Below are 16974 nucleotides of genomic sequence, written 5' to 3'. Positions count from 1 at the left end.
CCATTTGGATATAAGCGCGACATCACACTTCTGCTAACCTTGCGCCAACAGGCTCGGGAAAACCGACCACATAATAAATCAGGAGAACGGGGATGAATTTTCCACTCATCGCGAACGTTGTTGTGTTCGTTGTATTGCTATTGCTTCTGGCCCAGACACGCCACACACAGTGGAGTCTGGCGAAGAAAGTGCTGGCGGGTCTGGGCACAGGTGTTGTATTTGGTCTGGCATTACAGGCGATTTATGGCTCTGATAATCCGGTACTGAAAGATTCCATTCAGTGGTTTAATGTCGTCGGTAACGGCTACGTGCAACTGCTGCAGATGATCGTTATGCCGCTGGTGTTTGCCTCTATTCTGAGCGCCGTTGCCCGTCTGCATAATGCCACTCAGCTGGGTAAAATCAGCTTCCTGACCATTGGTACGCTGCTGTTCACCACCCTTATCGCCGCACTGGTCGGTGTGCTGGTCACCAACCTGTTTGGCCTGACTGCCGAAGGTCTGGTGCAAGGGTCTGCTGAAACGGCGCGTCTGGCGGCTATTCAGTCTAACTACGTCGGTAAAGTTGCCGATCTGACCGTGCCGCAAATGCTGCTCTCCTTCATTCCGAAGAACCCGTTTGCAGACCTGACCGGTGCAAGCCCAACCTCCATTATCAGCGTGGTGATCTTCGCAGCGTTCCTGGGTGTGGCTGCACTGAAGCTGCTGAAAGACGATGCACCGAAGGGGCAGCGTGTTCTGACGGCGATTGATACCCTGCAAAGCTGGGTGATGAAACTGGTTCGTCTGGTGATGCAGTTAACGCCATACGGCGTGCTGGCACTGATGACCAAAGTGGTTGCGGGTTCAAACCTGCAGGACATCATCAAGCTGGGTAGCTTTGTGATTGCCTCTTACCTGGGTCTGGGTATCATGTTTGTGGTTCACGGCATCCTGCTGGGTGTGAACGGCATTAGCCCACTGAAATACTTCCGTAAAGTCTGGCCGGTACTGACCTTCGCGTTCACCAGCCGTTCCAGTGCGGCCTCTATTCCGCTGAACGTCGAAGCGCAGACTCGTCGTCTGGGTGTACCAGAATCTATCGCCAGCTTCTCAGCCTCCTTTGGTGCAACCATTGGTCAGAACGGCTGTGCGGGTCTCTACCCGGCGATGCTGGCCGTGATGGTTGCCCCGACGGTGGGTATCAACCCGCTGGATCCAGTCTGGATTGCCACCCTGGTCGGTATTGTTACCGTAAGCTCCGCAGGTGTGGCGGGTGTTGGCGGTGGCGCGACCTTCGCAGCATTGATTGTCCTGCCTGCACTGGGCCTGCCGGTAACGCTGGTTGCTCTGCTTATCTCTGTTGAACCACTGATCGACATGGGTCGTACCGCCCTGAATGTCAGCGGCTCCATGACGGCCGGTACGCTAACCAGCCAGTGGCTGAAGCAGACCGATAAAGCCGTACTGGAAAGTGAAGACGACGCTGAACTGGCGCACCGTTAATCCACTTCTGAAATAAAAAAACCGCCTGAGGGCGGTTTTTTTATGACTGTTATTCTTCAACATCACCATCCTGACGGATTTGCATTGCCCAGCGCTGCGCCGATTCCGGCACCGTGAAGGCGGGCGAACGGCGAAAGTGTTCGCCTGCCAGCACGAAGGCCACATATTTGCCACGCAACTGCCAGACATCGCGAAAACCATCCACTTTCAGGGCGTGTTCAGGCGGAGCGGGCTCAACGCGGGGCACGTAGCTAATCACAGGGCGATTTTGTTGACGAAGTGGTTTCATAAGCGACGGGTTCACTAAAGCAAATTCTGACAGCAGGAAATTCCTATCATAGCCGATTCCGTCCCCACACGTCGCGCCTTCCATGCGGTATGCCGCCTCTTTCACGAAACCACCAGGCTGAAAACGTTCAGTTTATCCGCAACGACGCCGTACTTCAGTAAAAAAGCCGGGTGACGACTTAACCTCACCCGGCCTGCGATACCAACAATAACGGCACGTTTTATCAAAGATCCCCAAACGTTCCCAGACGATAGCCACGTTCCGCAATGGCATATTTCAGCGATGCCGACGTCAGCACATCCAGTTCCGCCAGACGCGGCCAGCAGTAGGCGCTTTTACGCACGGTATTATCGACAAACGCCGGGTGCGCCATCACTTCCAGCGACTTTTCACCACGCGCGGCTGAATCATCCAGCACCTGCAGGAACAGCGCTTCGCTGATCACTTCACCGTAAAACGCGCTGCTGAATCCCTCTGTTGTCGGCACAGAGAAGAACGACAGCCCGTGCAGCGCCTGCACTTCACGATCCACGCGCATCGCCACCCCTTTTCGTTGCGCAAACTCCGCGACGATGGGGAAAATCGCCGGGATCATATGCACATGGTGATGGCTGTCGATGTGTGTCGGTTCACGGCCAAACACATCAACAAAGCGGTTGAACTGACAATCCAGCTCGCGGGTAATCTCTTCAAGCGGCAGAGCGTCCTGCCCGGCCAGTTCCCAAATCCATTTCCCCAACTGTCCACCGCGCGTCAGCCCGGGCATGGGTGAAAGCGGCATCCCAAGCGTCAGCACAAAGTGCATGCCGACACCAAGCTCCGGGGTTTCACGGCTCAACAACGCCGCATGCTCAACCGCATCACCATTAATTAATGCCGTTGTTGAGGTCACTACACCCCGGCGACAGGCTTCAATAATGCCGTAGTTCTGCCCTTTCGACAGGCCAAAATCATCGGCATTTACGATCAGCAGGTTTTCCATCGCACATCCTCTTAACGGTGTTTGAACTTCAGTTTCTCAACCGTCGCAGCAAAGTTTGGTAGCCATTTTTCATGCGCCAGGATCATCTCACTCGCCAGTTGCTCCGCGTCGCGGTCGGAATGCACCAGTGGACTGAGGTTTAGCGCCAGCAGGACATCATTCAGCTCACCGCTCAGCGCCGCATTGCTTGCCGCAATTTCAAACCCTTTGATGGTGTGGATGAGGCCCATCACTTTGTCATCAAAGTGAGTAATACGCGAATGCGGTTTGGCCCCCTCGCGGCCCAGAATGCAGGTCATCTCAACGGCCCAGTCGGCCGGGATGTTATCAATGTGTCCATGATGCGGCACGTTAACGTAGTGTTCAGCCTGCTTGTCGTTGTAAATGGCGTTGATCACCTCGCACGCCGCGTCCGAATAGTACGCCCCACCACGCTGCTCCAGCTCTTTCGGTTTGACGTTCAGGTTCGGATCTTTATATAAATCAAACAGCTGCTTTTCAACTTTCTGCACGACCTGAGCACGCGCGCCACCTTTATAGTATTCACCCATTTCGATGGCCAGCATCTCTTTCTGCTTGAAGTAGTAAAGCAGATACGAGCACGGCAGCAGGTTCAGGGAGCGGATCAGCCCTTCGCTGAACGGCAGGTCGAAGATGTTTTTCACAGAAGCGGCCGTCAGGCGGCCAGACGCCACGCCGTCGAGCAGCTCGGCAAAGCGCGATTTACCGTTCACCATCACATCTTTGATAAACACCATGTGGTTCAGACCGAACAGGTCGATGGAGAGATCGTCTTTGTCGGTCAGCTCCAGCACATCGCGGATAAACATCTTCATCCCAATCGGGATATTACACACGCCGATAAAGCGTTTGAAACTGGTGTGGCGGTAGACCGCTTCGGTCACCATTCCTGCCGGGTTGGTAAAGTTAATCACCCACGCGTTCGGGCAGATCTCTTCCACGTCTTTGATGATATCGAACACCACCGGAATGGTACGCAGACCTTTAAACAGGCCGCCCGCTCCGTTGGTTTCCTGGCCCAGATAACCGTGGCTCAGCGGAATACGCTCGTCCAGCTCACGCGCTTTCAGCTGGCCGACGCGCAGCTGCGTGGTCACGAAGTCGGCATCTTTCAGCGCCAGACGGCGATCCAGGGTTTTATGCACGGTTAACGGGACACCGGCTTTCTCAACCATGCGTTTGCACAGGTCGAAAATAATATTCAGCTTCTCTTGCCCTTCCTCAACGTCCACCAGCCATAATTCACTCACCGGTAATTCATGATAACGTTTCAGAAAACCTTCCAGTAATTCCGGGGTATAACTGCTGCCGCCGCCAATGGTTACGACTTTTAATTTCTGTTGCATGATATCTCCCTTAGCGTATCAGGTTAACCGCCTGCAAGGTATAGCGTTCTCTTCCCGCTATTTGGGCAAGCGTTTAAGTCAATAGTCATGGCGGATATAACCGCCAAAAGTTAATTAATTACCGTCAAATTCTTTCGGTAACTGTTCGGTGTGAATGAGGTAAATTTCTTAAAGGTTTTAATAAACAGGCTGGGACTGCTGTAACCTGACTCATAAGCAATGTCGGTCACGGAGTAGTTGGTAATTTCCAGCTGTTTTTTGGCAAAATTAATGCGGATTTCATTAATGATCTGCACGGGTGTTTTTCGATAATAACGCTGAGTGGCACGGGTTAAATATTCCTGCGACTTACCCGACAGCGAAACCATATTTTCCAGTGCGTTATCACTGAACTGCCCTTTGTCATGCATCAGCTCAACGGTGCTACGGAGCCATTGCGGGATATCGTCAATTACCTGTTGTTCTTCACGGTGATGGCGAAGACGGTTCATCACGTAGAATGTCACGGTTTCAATAAACTCATCGAACTCATTGTCGCGGAAGTTAAGCGAGGCTATAACCGTTTCGATCCAGGTCATAAACTCATTTTTGACGCGATACACCTGTGACGCCACAAAGCAGAACGGGACCAGCGGCAGATAGTGTTTCTCAAAGAAGCGCTTACTGACACCCACATTAAGAATGCGGGTGGCACCAAATTCATAAAAGCTCTGGTGATAGGACCCCATCGGCAGGAAGACAAAGTCACCGCGCTCCAGCAGAACGCGTTTGCCGTTAATCTCCTGGTAGTAGCGGCCAGTCAGAACAATCGTGAACTCGTAGTAGTCATGCTGATGCAGACCGCTGGCGCTCTCCGTCTTGTTGTAGATAACCACGTGAAAATTCTTGCCATTAAACAGTTGCTGCTCAAGTGCGGTTTTAATTTCCATCGTGCTGACCTCCTGCTACTGAATCTGACTTACTGCATCTTTTCGTGAAGCTCGATTAACTCCGCCACCAGCTCACGTGCCAGCATGGAGGTCATCAGGTGATCCTGGGCATGCACCAGCACCAGGCTGACCTTCATCTTCCCTTCGCCTTGATCACCTTCAATCAGTTTTGTCTGCACGAGGTGAGCTTCATTCAGCGCGGTACGGGACTGCTCCATCATGGTTTTCGCTGCCGCGAAATCACCCTGTTTGGCCTGCCGAAGCGCGGCATACGCCAGGCTGCGCGCCTGACCGGAATTGATGATAAGGCCCATCACGACTTCTTCTAAATCATTCTCTGCGCTTTCTTCGGCAACGATACTATCCAAATCTAACATCTTTTAGCTCCTTTTCACTGGCGCGGGTTGCCCCGCGCCGTGCAATTTTAGAATTTCAGTGAGAGGGCAATATCCTCTTCGCTCTCTTCTTCATCGATAATGGTTGCAGCTTTGTTCGCAATCGCCACGAATGGCATGTAGAGCATTGTCGAAATCCCGAGGTTGAATATCGCCAGCAGGAAGGCGGCTACGCTACCGTTAGTGTTGAAGAACGCGCCCAGACCCGCCGGCATTGTCCACGGTGCAATGTTGGTGATTGGCGGGATAATTCCCAGGTAATACGCCGTCAGGGTAATCGCGGCCAGCAGCGGCTGAATCAGGATGAACGGGATGAACATTACCGGGTTCATGATGATTGGCAGACCAAACAGGATCGGTTCGTTAATCTGGAAGATGCCTGATGGCAGCGCCAGCTTCGCAACCTGGCGATAGTCAGCACGACGAGAGACAATAAAGACCGCGATGATCAGACCCAGCGTCGCCCCGGTACCCCCCAGGAAGATATAGGAATCAAGCATCGGCTTCGCCCACACATGGAAGGTTTTACCGGCTGCCAGCGCCGCATCAACGGAACCGTACTGCTGGTAAAGCGCAACGTTTTCCAGTGCCCACGGGGTCATAATACCGCTGTCCAGCGCTGCCAGTGCCAGTGAACCATGCACGCCGAAGAACCACAGCAGGGAGGTAAAAATCACATACGCCCAACCGACCACTCCACCCATTGACGCCAGCGGCGTAGAGATAGAGTCCATGATGATCTGGTGGAAGTTTGTGCCCCAGTGAGAGAGCGCCCAGGCAATAATCCCCATGATGGAGAGAATAATGAAGCCTGGAATCAACGCGGAAAATGAACGAGAAACGGAAGCGGGTACGCTGTCCGGCAAACGGATCACCCAGTTGCGACGGATAATAAAGGTGAACATTTCGGCAACCACCAGACCGATAACAATACCGGAAATAATGTTTGCCCCACCCAGCCAGTTGGCACCGACTGCGTAAGCCTCACCCACGCTATAAGGCGTTACGGTCATAAAAGCGGCGACGGATAATAACCCCGCAGCCAGCGGATCAACTTTACGCTCTTCTGCCAGCGCCATCCCAATAAAGAAAGGGGCCATCAGCGACATAATACCCAACGTACCGTTGTATACGTTGCCGCCGATGGCTTTAAAACCATTAAGGGTTTCAATAGTGGAAGCGTCTAACCGAATTCCTAATGAATAAAAGAAGGAACCTTCACCAAAGCTCAGAAAAACGTTGTTAATTAAAACGAACATTGCCCCGGCCAGCGTCAACGGCATTAATTTAATAAAACCGTTTTTGATGGCATTAACGTGAGGCTGCTTTCCTATTTTAACAGCAAAAGGAAGGAGTACCTTTTCAAGTGAAGCGATGACTTTACTCATAGGAAAATACCCTTAAATGCCGCAACGAGGGTTACGGCGTATTGTGTGTGAAATTACTCTTTGACGGGAAAAATAAAAAATTAATTTGCAGCTCTTTTAATCGCTGCAACGGCAGCTTTTAATACACCTAAACCATCAATTTTGCCGTACAGCGCAGAGTCGATCACTTCGACAGGCTTATTGGGTAACAAGCGCTGGATTTCCGGCAACATATAAGCGATTTGTGGCCCCAGTAATACGACATCGGCCGTCTGTCCCTTTTCGCCCGCCAGCGTTTCTGGAAACGCTTCAATCACCACAGGGACTTCATACTTTTCGGCCTGCGTACGCATCTTTGACACCAGCAGTGAAGTTGACATGCCCGCTGAACAGAACAGATAGATATGTTTCTTTTCCATAGTCATTTCCCTCTTGTATGACTACCTGCCGTCGCGCTATCACTCGACTCGCTGTCCTGGCTGACAGGTAGTTTGTTCGCTATTGTTTATCGTTGAAGTGAGTATACGGCATGGTACAAGGAGGGGATAATTCTGAACAGACTCAAATTGTCTCTGGTTGACCTGGCTTGTTGACTACCTTCACATTTCAGGCAAATAATTCGCGCAAATAAATAAGATTTACGTATGTATAAAAAAACCGGCACGCAGGCCGGTTTGTTAACATTCTCAGGCTAGCAGGGTTATTTCGCCTTAGCCGCCTGCGGATCGGTATCGTACTCGGCGCAGGTCTGGTAACCCGAATTGATCACGTGTCCAGTATCGTCCAGCGCGACAAAGTAGGTTTCAGCCTTACCATCTCGTTGACCCAGGATATAGGTCTGACACGTACCACGCGCATGAATCATCGTGATTTCAGACGATGGTTTACCGGCAATCGCGGCGACCTGCGAGCGTGTCATCCCTTTTTTGACGTCTTTAACCACAGGTTGTGTGAACTGATCTTTGGTGCGATCGTAAGCTGTACACCCTGCCAGCATAGTCAGAACCGCCGCTGCACCCAGAATTCCTGCTATGTTCTTGTTCATTTCCCGTCCTCTTGTTTATCAACGCGTTACCTAAGCATGGAATAAAAAGTACTATTGTTCAACTTTGCGGGTTATGCCAGATGAATTTTGGAAAATTCCAGTAAAACAGCGATAAGCTGCTAAATCGCCGTAATTTAACCCACTCGAAACTGTGATCCTTGTCGTTTTACGCCCGAAGAGTTAGCTTTAACAGATCATACTTTCTGTTTCGTTCTGCATAGGGAGGGCGTCATGGCTCTGCAACAAGAAATTATTCAGGCGCTGGGCGCAAAACCAGCAGTAGACGCAAATGAAGAGATCCGTCGAAGCGTCGACTTTTTAAAATCCTATTTGAAAACCTATCCCTTTCTGAAGTCGCTGGTGCTGGGTATCAGTGGGGGTCAGGACTCCACGCTGACCGGCAAGCTGTGTCAGATGGCCATTTCCGAACGGCGTGAAGAGACCGGCGATGAAACGTTGCAGTTTATCGCGGTACGCCTTCCTTATGGTGTGCAGGCAGACGAGCAGGATTGCCAGGATGCGATCGAGTTTATCCAGCCAGACCGCGTCCTTACCGTGAATATCAAAGGTTCAGTGCTGGCGAGTGAGCAGGCACTGCGTGAGGCAGGTATTGAGCTGAGCGATTTTGTCCGTGGCAACGAAAAAGCCCGCGAACGCATGAAAGCGCAATACAGCATTGCGGGAATGACCAAAGGCGTTGTCGTGGGTACCGACCATGCGGCTGAAGCGATCACGGGGTTCTTCACCAAGTACGGCGACGGGGGCACTGATATCAACCCGATCTTCCGTCTGAACAAACGTCAGGGGAAGCAGTTGCTTGCCACGCTGGGCTGCCCGGAACATCTTTATAAGAAAGCGCCAACGGCCGATCTGGAAGACGATCGCCCTTCCCTGCCGGATGAAGCCGCGCTGGGCGTCACTTACGACAACATTGATGATTACCTGGAAGGTAAAAAACTGGATGAAGGTACCGCGAAGATCATTGAGGGCTGGTATCTGAAAACCGAGCACAAACGCCGTCCACCGATCACCGTGTTTGATGATTTCTGGAAGAGATAATCGTCTGTGATGATTGCGGGTGGCGGTCCATAGCAGACCGCCATCCGGTACAAGGAACAGCCTGAACGATTGCTCAGTGGCCGGGTAGCCAGGTAATTTCGCTGAACAGTAACGTTCCTTTCGACTCCAGCAAACGGAGAGTATGCGTTCCTTCCTCCCAGCTTGCACCCTGATCGGCCGTCAGCAATTTTTCGCCAAGCTGCCACGCGCCGCTTAACACCAGAACCACGCCACCGCGTGAGCCAAAGGTGGTAAACGTGCGGTCAGCAACGCGGACTTTCGCCTGACAGCAGTCCCGCCGGGTCATAATATTGAAGTCCATCGACATCTTCCCGTCGGTAAGCAGCGCTTTCACCGGTAGATCGCCCGAAAAACTAAAAGGCTGGTGATGCTTCAGGGTATGGCAAAACGCCTTACCGGCATCCAGCGTTACCTCTCCCCCTTCCAGCAAGGCGATCACCCGATCGACGCCGGGGAACGAAGAGAATTCGCCATTACTGGCAATGGAGGCAATGCTGGCGCGCCAGAAAAAATCACGCGTCGCGGGAGGAAAACAACAAATTTCACGAGTCTCGCCAGCACCATTGCGCCAGAGACTGACCGGCATTTTACGGATATCAAAAAACTCCATCACCACTCCTGAAAGGCACAGCATGCGCCTGGGCAAGGATATCGCTATCGTTGCTGTCTTGTTTGTTATCGTTGGGTACTCACAGACGTATTATCGGCAACAGAACAGGCAGGCCTTAGCTGGATGCGAATAAAAATTCTAACACCATGACTCTGCTATACATTCTCTGAAGCGACTACAGGAGGATACCGCGCTTATGGCGGCAGGCAAGAGGGATAAAAGAAAAAACCGCCGGCCCTGTCCACAGCGATTGCGCTTTTGTGGACAGGATCCCGGCGGTCTTAAGATGTTGAACCGATTATTCGGTTGGTGCAGGCATTTTACCTTCCAGCGCCGGACGTTCTGTCAGACGCTTCTCAAAATTGGCATTAAATTGTTTTTTCTGTTCAGGGGTCAGAATGTTGTAGATCTTGTTCTGGGTTTCCATGTGAGCCAGCATGCGGGCTTTATTCTGCTCAGCCATTTTGTCGATTTGCGCTTCGGCTTTTGCCTTATCGAAGCTGTCGCTGGCAATGATGTCATGCATCGCGCGGCGCTCTTCCAGCGAAGGACGTTTCATCTGGTCACGCTGGCTTTTCATGATGTCGCGCACCTGCTGCTTCTGCGCATCGGTCAGGTTCAGACCTTTAAACATCATGTCGTGGTTCATACCCGGCATGCCCTGATGATGCATCATCATTTTGCCTGACAGCGGCGCGGCAGGGGTGGTGGTTGCGGTATCTGCGGCGAACGCCATGCTGGTAGCGCCCAGAGCCAGGGTAGAAGCAACAAACAGTGCAGTTAACTTACGCATAATTTATTTCCTTACTTTCAGTTATTCTTCGGCGCTATGCCGTGTTGACGAGATTAACTTTACAAGGTTTAGCGTCAATTAGTCAGAGCATTGGTAAAGCAATGAAAGTGTAAAAAACACTTTATCGCCAATTATGGAGAAATTAAGAATAAAACGTGGAGAGTTGAAACAAAAAATATTCAATATGATGATTTTAAAGAAATTATGAGAGAGTATAGCGAAGCAATGCTTATTTTGAAAGCAATCACCCAGGAATAATCTGTAAAAACTCGCTAAGCGCTTTATTTGCGAAGAAAATAAGTTTTTGGCGAAAATAGAAATGATAACTCATACGATTTGCCCCTCTTTCCACAAGAGGGGCAAACCGGCTCAGCTCATTTTTTCCAGCATCAACCCGGCTCTCAGCCCAAACGCAACGGAAGGGTTCGGGAACAGGACATACTCCGTGGCTTTCTGCACCTCATAGCGCTCATCACCGTCCTCTGCCAGCAATACCCCCTGGCGGAATGGCGTGAAGTTCAGCGTATGTGCCGCCATGTGAAGAAGGAAGGCATCGCTGCGGCGCGTTATCTGTTGTACAACCCGATAACGCTCAACGGGTTCATGTGCGTGCTCAGGCGCGGTTCCGCCCAGCAGCGCCCGAAGCGCAAGATGCGTAGGTGCAAAGCGCGTGAGATCGTTCTGCCCAAATGGCAGTGCTTTTCCCAGCTCCAGCGTGCAGGCCAGCGCCCCGAAATGTTCGCAGGTAAAATGGGTGAACGTTCCTCCCGGTGACTGATGGAATACCAGCGCTTCCAGACCCGCATCACCCAGCCAGCTCAGGAACGTTTCATCCCACGGCTGATGACGCTGCGGTAAAACACCAAAGCGTACATGGTATGACGCCCGGATCGCCGTATGCAGATCAAGATGCCAGCGGTCTGGCCCAGCGGTGGCAAAAAACGTGGCCACCACCTTCTCCAGCCACTGCGCGCGCACCGTTTCGTCGCCCTGCGGGAACTGCGACCAGCGGCCACCGAACATCCGGTTAATATCACTCACCAGATAACGCTTATTTTGCGCCAGCGCAGGTGGATTCCCGAGCACCACCAGCAGACGGCATTGCAGGGTGATATCACCGCGATACAATGCGCGCAGCAGCAGGTCGACAATCTCAACGGGTGCAGTTTCGTTACCGTGAATGCCGGTTGAAAGCAGAAGCGACAGCGTATACTTCCCGGATGGCGTCAGCTCAAGCACTCCGCGCCCCAGCCACCGCCAGTGGAATGAGGGGCCTTCCCCCTCAACCTGCTCAGGCATGTCGTCTGCCAGCGTCAGCGCCAGTAAATTTTCCATATCCTCTCCTTTAGCGCTGGAATGGATAAACCGACCCCAGCTGCAGGATCGTCGTTAACGCATCCAGCGCCTCGCGGCCTTCACGCAGCAGCTGCGGGTCGACCAGATCGGCCTGCGTTAATCTGTCGCGATAGTAACGATCCACCCAGTCATTCAGGGTATTAAAGAGCGTATCGTTCATCATGACGGCAGGATTCACCGCCTGCATTTCGTTCTGCGTCAACACCACGCGCAGACGTAAACACGCCGGGCCACCGCCGTTTGCCATACTTTCGCGCAGGTCAAACACGCGCAGTTCGTCAATCGGGTTATCGGCTTTCACCAGCTCGCTCAGATAACGCCACACCCCTGCATGGTTGCGGGACTCCTGCGGCAGCACCAGCATCATGCTGCCGTCATCACGGCTCAACAGCTGGCTGTTGAACAGATAGGTTTCAACCGCATCCTGCACGCTGACCGCGTCAGTCGGCACCTGAACCGGCATAAACCCGGGAACACGCTCATGCAGCGTAGCGAGCAGTTTCTCCTGATGGGCAAACGCCTGCTCGTGGCAGAACAACACCTGACGGTTAGAGACGGCAATGACGTCGTTGTGGAACACGCCCTGATCGATCACATGCGGGTTCTGTTGGGCGAAAATCAGCTGTGAAGGATTAACCTGATTCAGGCGCGCAACCGCCTGGCTTGCCGCCAGCGTCTGACGGGCAGGATAACGGGTTGGCTCAGCGTGGCCCCCCTCCTCGCGCCCGTAAATAAACAGCTGCAAGCCGGGCTCACCATAATCGCCCCCCAGACGGTTATGGTTCGCCGCCCCTTCATCGCCAAACATCGCCACCTGCGGCAGCGCCTGGTGTACGTCAAAATGGGTGTCATTATGGAAAATGGCGCGCAGCACGCGCTCGGTGGTGTCCGCTTCGGTGGCGCGGTGGAACTTGTTATTCAGGTTCGCGACCGTCAAATGGACTTTGCCATCCAGCGTATCGGCTGACGGCGCGACGGTTGCCGCATTTGCCACCCACATCGAAGAGGCGGAGCTGGCCGCAGAGAGCAGGTATGGCGTCTGGGTGCCCGCTTTTTCAACCACCTGCTCGTCACTGCCGCTGAAACCAAGCTGACGCAGGACGGCCACGTTTGGCCGCTCCTGAGGGGGGATCACCGCCTGCGGAAAACCCGCATCCGAGAGGGCTTTCATTTTCAGCAGCCCCTGCTTCGCCGCCAGTTTCGGGTTAGAGACCTGAAAACGGTGCTTCGTCGAGGCTTCATTACCAAACGACAGGCCAGCATAGTGGTGCGTCAGCCCCACCAGCCCGTCAAAGTTCACTTCACGCGCTTTCATGGCTATCCCCCTGGGTAAAATCCAGACCCGGATTCAGCGTCTCCGGCAGCGTCAGCGCGGGTGTTTCCAGGCTTGCCATTGGCCATGCGCAGTAATCTGCCGCATACCATGCGCTGGCGCGATGGTTGCCCGACGCCCCCACGCCGCCAAACGGGGCGGTGCTCGCTGCGCCGGTAAGCGGTTTGTTCCAGTTCACAATCCCCGCGCGTGCCTCGAGCAGCAGCTGATCAAACTTCTCGCGATGAGGTGAAATCAAACCGCTCGACAAACCGTAGCGGGTGTTATTCGCCATCCTGATGGCACTGTCAAAATCGTCATAGCGCCAGACACACAGTAATGGGCCGAAGACCTCTTCATCCGGCACGTTGCTCGTGCCGCTCATCTCAACAATGCCCGGTGTCAGCAGCGACGTACCTGGCTGAACCTGCTTCGGCTCCAGCAAGGTTTTCGCGCCCCGCGCCACATGAGCCTGCCAGGCTTTCAACACGTTCTCTGCCGCCTGCGCTGAAATCAGCCCGCCGATAAACGGCTGGGGGTCTGCATCCCACTTAGCAGGCATCAGACGTGCGCTCACTTCGACCAGACGTTTCAGGAACGCATCGCCCTGTGCGCCACGCTTCACCAGCAACCGACGGGCACAGGTGCAGCGCTGTCCGGCGGTAATAAAGGCTGACTGGATCGTCAGATGCACAGCGGCATCAATATCGTCGGGATCTTCCACAATCAGCGGATTATTACCGCCCATTTCCAGGGCAAGGATTTTCTCCGGCTGTCCCGCCAGCTGGCGGTGCAGTTGATAGCCCGTACCGGCGCTGCCGGTGAACAGCAGGCCGTCAATGTCATTTAGCGCACTCAGCGCCTGGCCGGTTTCACGCCCGCCCTGCACCAGGTTGAGTACGCCTGGCGGTAAACCCGCCTGCTCCCAGAGTTTCACCACCGCCTCACCGGTTAACGGCGTTAACTCACTCGGTTTGAAAATGACGGTATTGCCCGCCAGCAACGCAGGCACAATATGGCCGTTTGGCAGATGGCCCGGGAAGTTATACGGGCCAAATACCGCGAGCACGCCGTGCGGACGGTGGCGCAGCGTGGCCGCCCCGTCGGGCATTTCAGTGTGTTGTTCACCGGTACGGGTATGGTATGCCTTCACCGAAATGGCGATTTTGTTAATCATCGCCGTCACTTCGGTTGTGGCTTCCCAGCGAGGCTTACTGGTTTCGGAAGCAATAATTCGCGTCAGTTCAGCCTTATTCGCCTCAAGCAGTGCGGCAAATTTTTCAACAATCGTCTGACGCGCGGAGAAAGGCTGTTTCGCCCACGCCGGGAACGCACGACGCGCGGCGTGACAGGCTTGTTCCACCTGCGCGGTGCTGGCATCATTTCCCTTCCAGAGCACCTCTTGCCCCACCGGGTTCGTTTTCACGCGATGTTCGCCCTCGCCCGTCACCCAGTCGCCGTTAATCCATAAAGTCATGCTGTTTTCTCCTCAGGGCAGAGTCGCACCAGGCGCACCGTGTCGCCGGCATTACATTTCAGGGCATCAAGCTGCGCGGCGGTCAGCACCAGACGTTCACATTTCGGATCGGTGCGTATCAGCATGGCGCGGAAATTATCATAATGTTCGTTAGACACCAGGCACGCCGGCCATTCACCCGGCGCAGGCTGGCCTTCAGACACTGTCACCAGGCGGCTTTTACGGATCGCACGCACGCGGTCAATATCGCACTCAAGCGTAGGCCCGCCGTCAAAGATGTCGACGTAATTGCGGTAGCGGAAGCCTTCTTTCTCCAGCACCGCGCGGGCAGGGGCCGTTTGCGGATGCACTTCACCGATCACCGCCTGCGCTTCCGGGCTTAAGAAATGGGTATAAATAGGATGTTTCGGCATCAGCTCGGCGATAAACGCTTTCTGCCCGGTACCGCAGAGATAGTCCGCGCGGCTAAACTCCATTGAAAAGAAGCGTTCGCCCAGGCTTTCCCAGAACGGGGAATAGCCTTTGTCGTCGATCACACCGCGCATCTCAGCAACCACTTTTTCGTTGAAGCGGTCGCGGAACGCCGCCATAAACATAAAGCGCGACTTGGAGAGTAAATAACCGTTGCCCTCCTTGCGCCACGCCGGATCGAGAAACAGCGTGCAGAGCTCGCTGGCACCGGTGTGGTCATTACAGAGAAACAGCGTTGGCAGTGCGTTATAGACGTTCAGCTCTTTCGAGGCGTGAACCATCGTACCAACCCGGTAGTTGTACCACGGGTCATTTAGCCCCACGGCCACTTCGATGGCGCAAATCCCGGCGACTGCGCCCGTTTCAGTATCTTCCAGCACGAACACATAGCCCTGTTCGCTTTTCGGCAACGTCCCTTGCCAGGTTTGCAGGGCGCGCTCAATGCGCGCCGACAGCGTTTTTTCATCGGCAGGAAGCGAGGTCAGCCCGCCTCCTGTCTTACCGGCAAGCAGCATAAGCCCGGCGAGATCGCCGCGCTCAACGGGACGGATGACCATCATGATGACACCCCGGACTTCACATGTTCACAGGCCAGCGCAAAACGATCTAACCCGGTTTTCACCTCTTCTTCACTGACAACCAGCGCAGGGGCAAACCGCACCACGTTGGCACCGGCAATCAGCACCATCACGCCCATTTTTGCTGCTTCCTGTGAAATAAGTTTAGCTTTTCCGGCAAACTCAGGCGTGAGTTCACAGCCAATTAACAGCCCCAGACCACGGATCTCTTTAAACAGGCCGGTTTTGCTGTTGATGGCATTCAGGCGTTCAACAAACCAGTCGTGACGCTGTTTCACGCCGTTCAGCACTTCCGGGGTGTTGATGATATCCAGTACCTGCCCGGCCACGGCGGATGCCAGCGGGTTACCGCCGTAGGTGGTACCGTGAGTACCAACGGTCATCACGCTGGCGAATTTATCCGTTGTCAGCATCGCCCCCACCGGGAAACCGCCGCCCAGCGCTTTAGCGGTAGAGAGAACGTCCGGCGTAACGCCATAGTGCATATAGGCATACAGCTCACCGGTGCGGCCCACGCCCGTCTGCACTTCGTCAAAAATCAGCACTGCGTTATGACGATCGCACAGCTCGCGCAGCCCCTGCAGGAATGCTTTCTGCGCCGGAAGCACACCGCCTTCACCCTGCATTGGCTCGACAATCACCGCACAGGTGGTATCGCTGATAAGCTCGCTGGCCGACGCCAGATCGTTATAAATGCCGTGACGGATATCTGGCGGCAGCGGCGCAAAATCCTGGGAGTAGGACGGTTGACCACCCGCGCTCACGGTAAAGAGCGTGCGGCCGTGGAAAGCATTTTTAAACGCGACAATTCCGCTCTTATGCACGCCAAATTTATCGTGCGCATATTTACGCGCCAGCTTCAGCGCGGCTTCGTTCGCTTCCGCACCCGAGTTACAGAAAAAGACTTTTTCCGCAAAGGTGGCGTCGATCAGTTTTTTCGCCAGACGCAGTGCTGGCTCGTTGGTGTAGCCATTGCCGGTATGCCAGAACTTTGCCGCCTGATCGTTCAGCGCCTGACGCAGTGCCGGGTGCGCATGACCCAGCGCATTGACCGCAATCCCACCCGCAAAGTCGATATACTCTTTGCCCTGCTGATCCCACAGGCGTGAGCCTTCCCCACGTACCGGAATAAAAGCCGCCGGGGCGTAAACCGGCATCATCCATTCATCAAAATTTTCACGCGTAATTGACAGAGACATAGCGACCTCATCCGGTAAATAAAAGGTTGTTTAAATGTTAAATAATTGAGTGTTTGCCCTGTGAATGTAGATTGCAGAGTTCGTGCCAGCCAGCGATAAAAATGCATAAACGGGATGGAGTGACAGAATATCAATAGCTTACGATATGAAATTATTCACTGTTATTGCATAAAAAGTGAATATTTTTACGGTAAGCGGCGCTTTTCCGCATGAAAACAAGAAAGAGTATGCACAGGCCAA

The 16974-nt window shown here is 53.7% G+C and carries 17 protein-coding genes; 2 read left to right on the top strand and 15 right to left on the bottom strand.

Annotation, left to right across the window (positions count from 1 at the left end):
• Positions 1-92 precede the first annotated feature (92 nt).
• Positions 93-1484, top strand: coding sequence for an L-cystine transporter (locus tag HV318_RS01010; protein WP_182271150.1), 1392 nt, complete (start codon positions 93-95; stop codon positions 1482-1484).
• A gap of 49 nt (positions 1485-1533) precedes the next feature.
• Here the strand turns inward: HV318_RS01010 and cedA are convergent, their stop codons facing one another.
• From cedA to osmE, 8 genes are all read right to left on the bottom strand, one after another.
• Positions 1534-1773, bottom strand: coding sequence for a cell division activator CedA (gene cedA / locus HV318_RS01005; RefSeq protein ID WP_230857858.1), 240 nt, complete (start codon positions 1771-1773; stop codon positions 1534-1536).
• 223 nt (positions 1774-1996) lie between these two features.
• A complete protein-coding gene (gene chbG / locus HV318_RS01000) occupies positions 1997-2755 on the bottom strand; it encodes a chitin disaccharide deacetylase (RefSeq protein WP_182271149.1) in 759 nt (252 codons plus the stop codon).
• A gap of 11 nt (positions 2756-2766) precedes the next feature.
• Positions 2767-4122 carry a 6-phospho-beta-glucosidase gene (locus HV318_RS00995; RefSeq protein WP_182271148.1) on the bottom strand — a complete coding sequence of 452 codons (1356 nt, stop codon included), beginning with the start codon at positions 4120-4122 and terminating at the stop codon, positions 2767-2769.
• Positions 4123-4232: 110 nt separating this feature from the next.
• Entirely contained in the window at positions 4233-5051 is an 819-nt protein-coding gene (chbR, locus tag HV318_RS00990) for a transcriptional regulator ChbR (protein ID WP_182271147.1), read from the bottom strand.
• Between the two features lie 29 nt (positions 5052-5080).
• Positions 5081-5428 carry a PTS N,N'-diacetylchitobiose transporter subunit IIA gene (gene chbA, locus HV318_RS00985; RefSeq protein ID WP_045285271.1) on the bottom strand — a complete coding sequence of 116 codons (348 nt, stop codon included), beginning with the start codon at positions 5426-5428 and terminating at the stop codon, positions 5081-5083.
• A gap of 47 nt (positions 5429-5475) precedes the next feature.
• Positions 5476-6834, bottom strand: a complete 1359-nt coding sequence (gene chbC, locus HV318_RS00980; RefSeq protein ID WP_182271146.1) for a PTS N,N'-diacetylchitobiose transporter subunit IIC — start codon at positions 6832-6834, stop codon at positions 5476-5478.
• Positions 6835-6914: 80 nt separating this feature from the next.
• Positions 6915-7232, bottom strand: a complete 318-nt coding sequence (gene chbB, locus HV318_RS00975) for a PTS N,N'-diacetylchitobiose transporter subunit IIB (protein ID WP_182271145.1) — start codon at positions 7230-7232, stop codon at positions 6915-6917.
• Positions 7233-7513: 281 nt separating this feature from the next.
• A complete protein-coding gene (gene osmE / locus HV318_RS00970; RefSeq protein ID WP_182271144.1) occupies positions 7514-7858 on the bottom strand; it encodes an osmotically-inducible lipoprotein OsmE in 345 nt (114 codons plus the stop codon).
• A gap of 231 nt (positions 7859-8089) precedes the next feature.
• Between osmE and nadE the strand changes: the two genes are divergently transcribed.
• Positions 8090-8917 (top strand): NAD(+) synthase, encoded by an 828-nt coding sequence (gene nadE, locus HV318_RS00965; protein WP_182271143.1) that lies wholly within the window; start codon positions 8090-8092, stop codon positions 8915-8917.
• 73 nt (positions 8918-8990) lie between these two features.
• On the opposite strand, the gene ves is transcribed toward nadE, so the two are convergent.
• The 7 genes from ves to astC all read right to left on the bottom strand — a co-directional run bounded on the left by ves (position 8991) and on the right by astC (position 16734).
• Positions 8991-9548, bottom strand: coding sequence for an environmental stress-induced protein Ves (ves, locus tag HV318_RS00960; RefSeq protein WP_182271142.1), 558 nt, complete (start codon positions 9546-9548; stop codon positions 8991-8993).
• Positions 9549-9846: 298 nt separating this feature from the next.
• Positions 9847-10341: an ATP-independent periplasmic protein-refolding chaperone Spy gene (gene spy, locus HV318_RS00955; protein WP_182271141.1), complete on the bottom strand. Its 495-nt coding sequence runs from the start codon at positions 10339-10341 to the stop codon at positions 9847-9849.
• A 369-nt stretch (positions 10342-10710) separates the two neighbouring features.
• On the bottom strand, positions 10711-11676 hold the full coding sequence (gene astE, locus HV318_RS00950) for a succinylglutamate desuccinylase (RefSeq protein WP_182271140.1): 966 nt from the start codon (positions 11674-11676) through the stop codon (positions 10711-10713).
• A gap of 10 nt (positions 11677-11686) precedes the next feature.
• On the bottom strand, positions 11687-13012 hold the full coding sequence (gene astB, locus HV318_RS00945; protein WP_182271139.1) for an N-succinylarginine dihydrolase: 1326 nt from the start codon (positions 13010-13012) through the stop codon (positions 11687-11689).
• The gene (gene astD / locus HV318_RS00940; RefSeq protein ID WP_182271138.1) at positions 12999-14486 is read right to left on the bottom strand and encodes a succinylglutamate-semialdehyde dehydrogenase; all 1488 of its coding nucleotides are present in this window, start codon (positions 14484-14486) and stop codon (positions 12999-13001) included. Before astD ends, astB begins: the two co-directional genes overlap by 14 nt.
• Complete coding sequence (gene astA / locus HV318_RS00935) at positions 14483-15517, bottom strand: arginine N-succinyltransferase (RefSeq protein ID WP_182271137.1); 1035 nt, start codon at positions 15515-15517, stop codon at positions 14483-14485. The genes astD and astA overlap by 4 nt, the downstream gene beginning before the upstream one ends.
• A complete protein-coding gene (gene astC / locus HV318_RS00930; RefSeq protein ID WP_182271136.1) occupies positions 15514-16734 on the bottom strand; it encodes a succinylornithine/acetylornithine transaminase in 1221 nt (406 codons plus the stop codon). Before astC ends, astA begins: the two co-directional genes overlap by 4 nt.
• Between the last annotated feature and the right edge of the window lie 240 nt (positions 16735-16974).

This window comes from Enterobacter sp. RHBSTW-00901, from assembly GCF_014103115.1.
Taxonomy (GTDB): Bacteria; Pseudomonadota; Gammaproteobacteria; order Enterobacterales; family Enterobacteriaceae; genus Enterobacter; species Enterobacter cloacae_P.
This window is presented reverse-complemented; position numbering and strand designations above follow the sequence as displayed.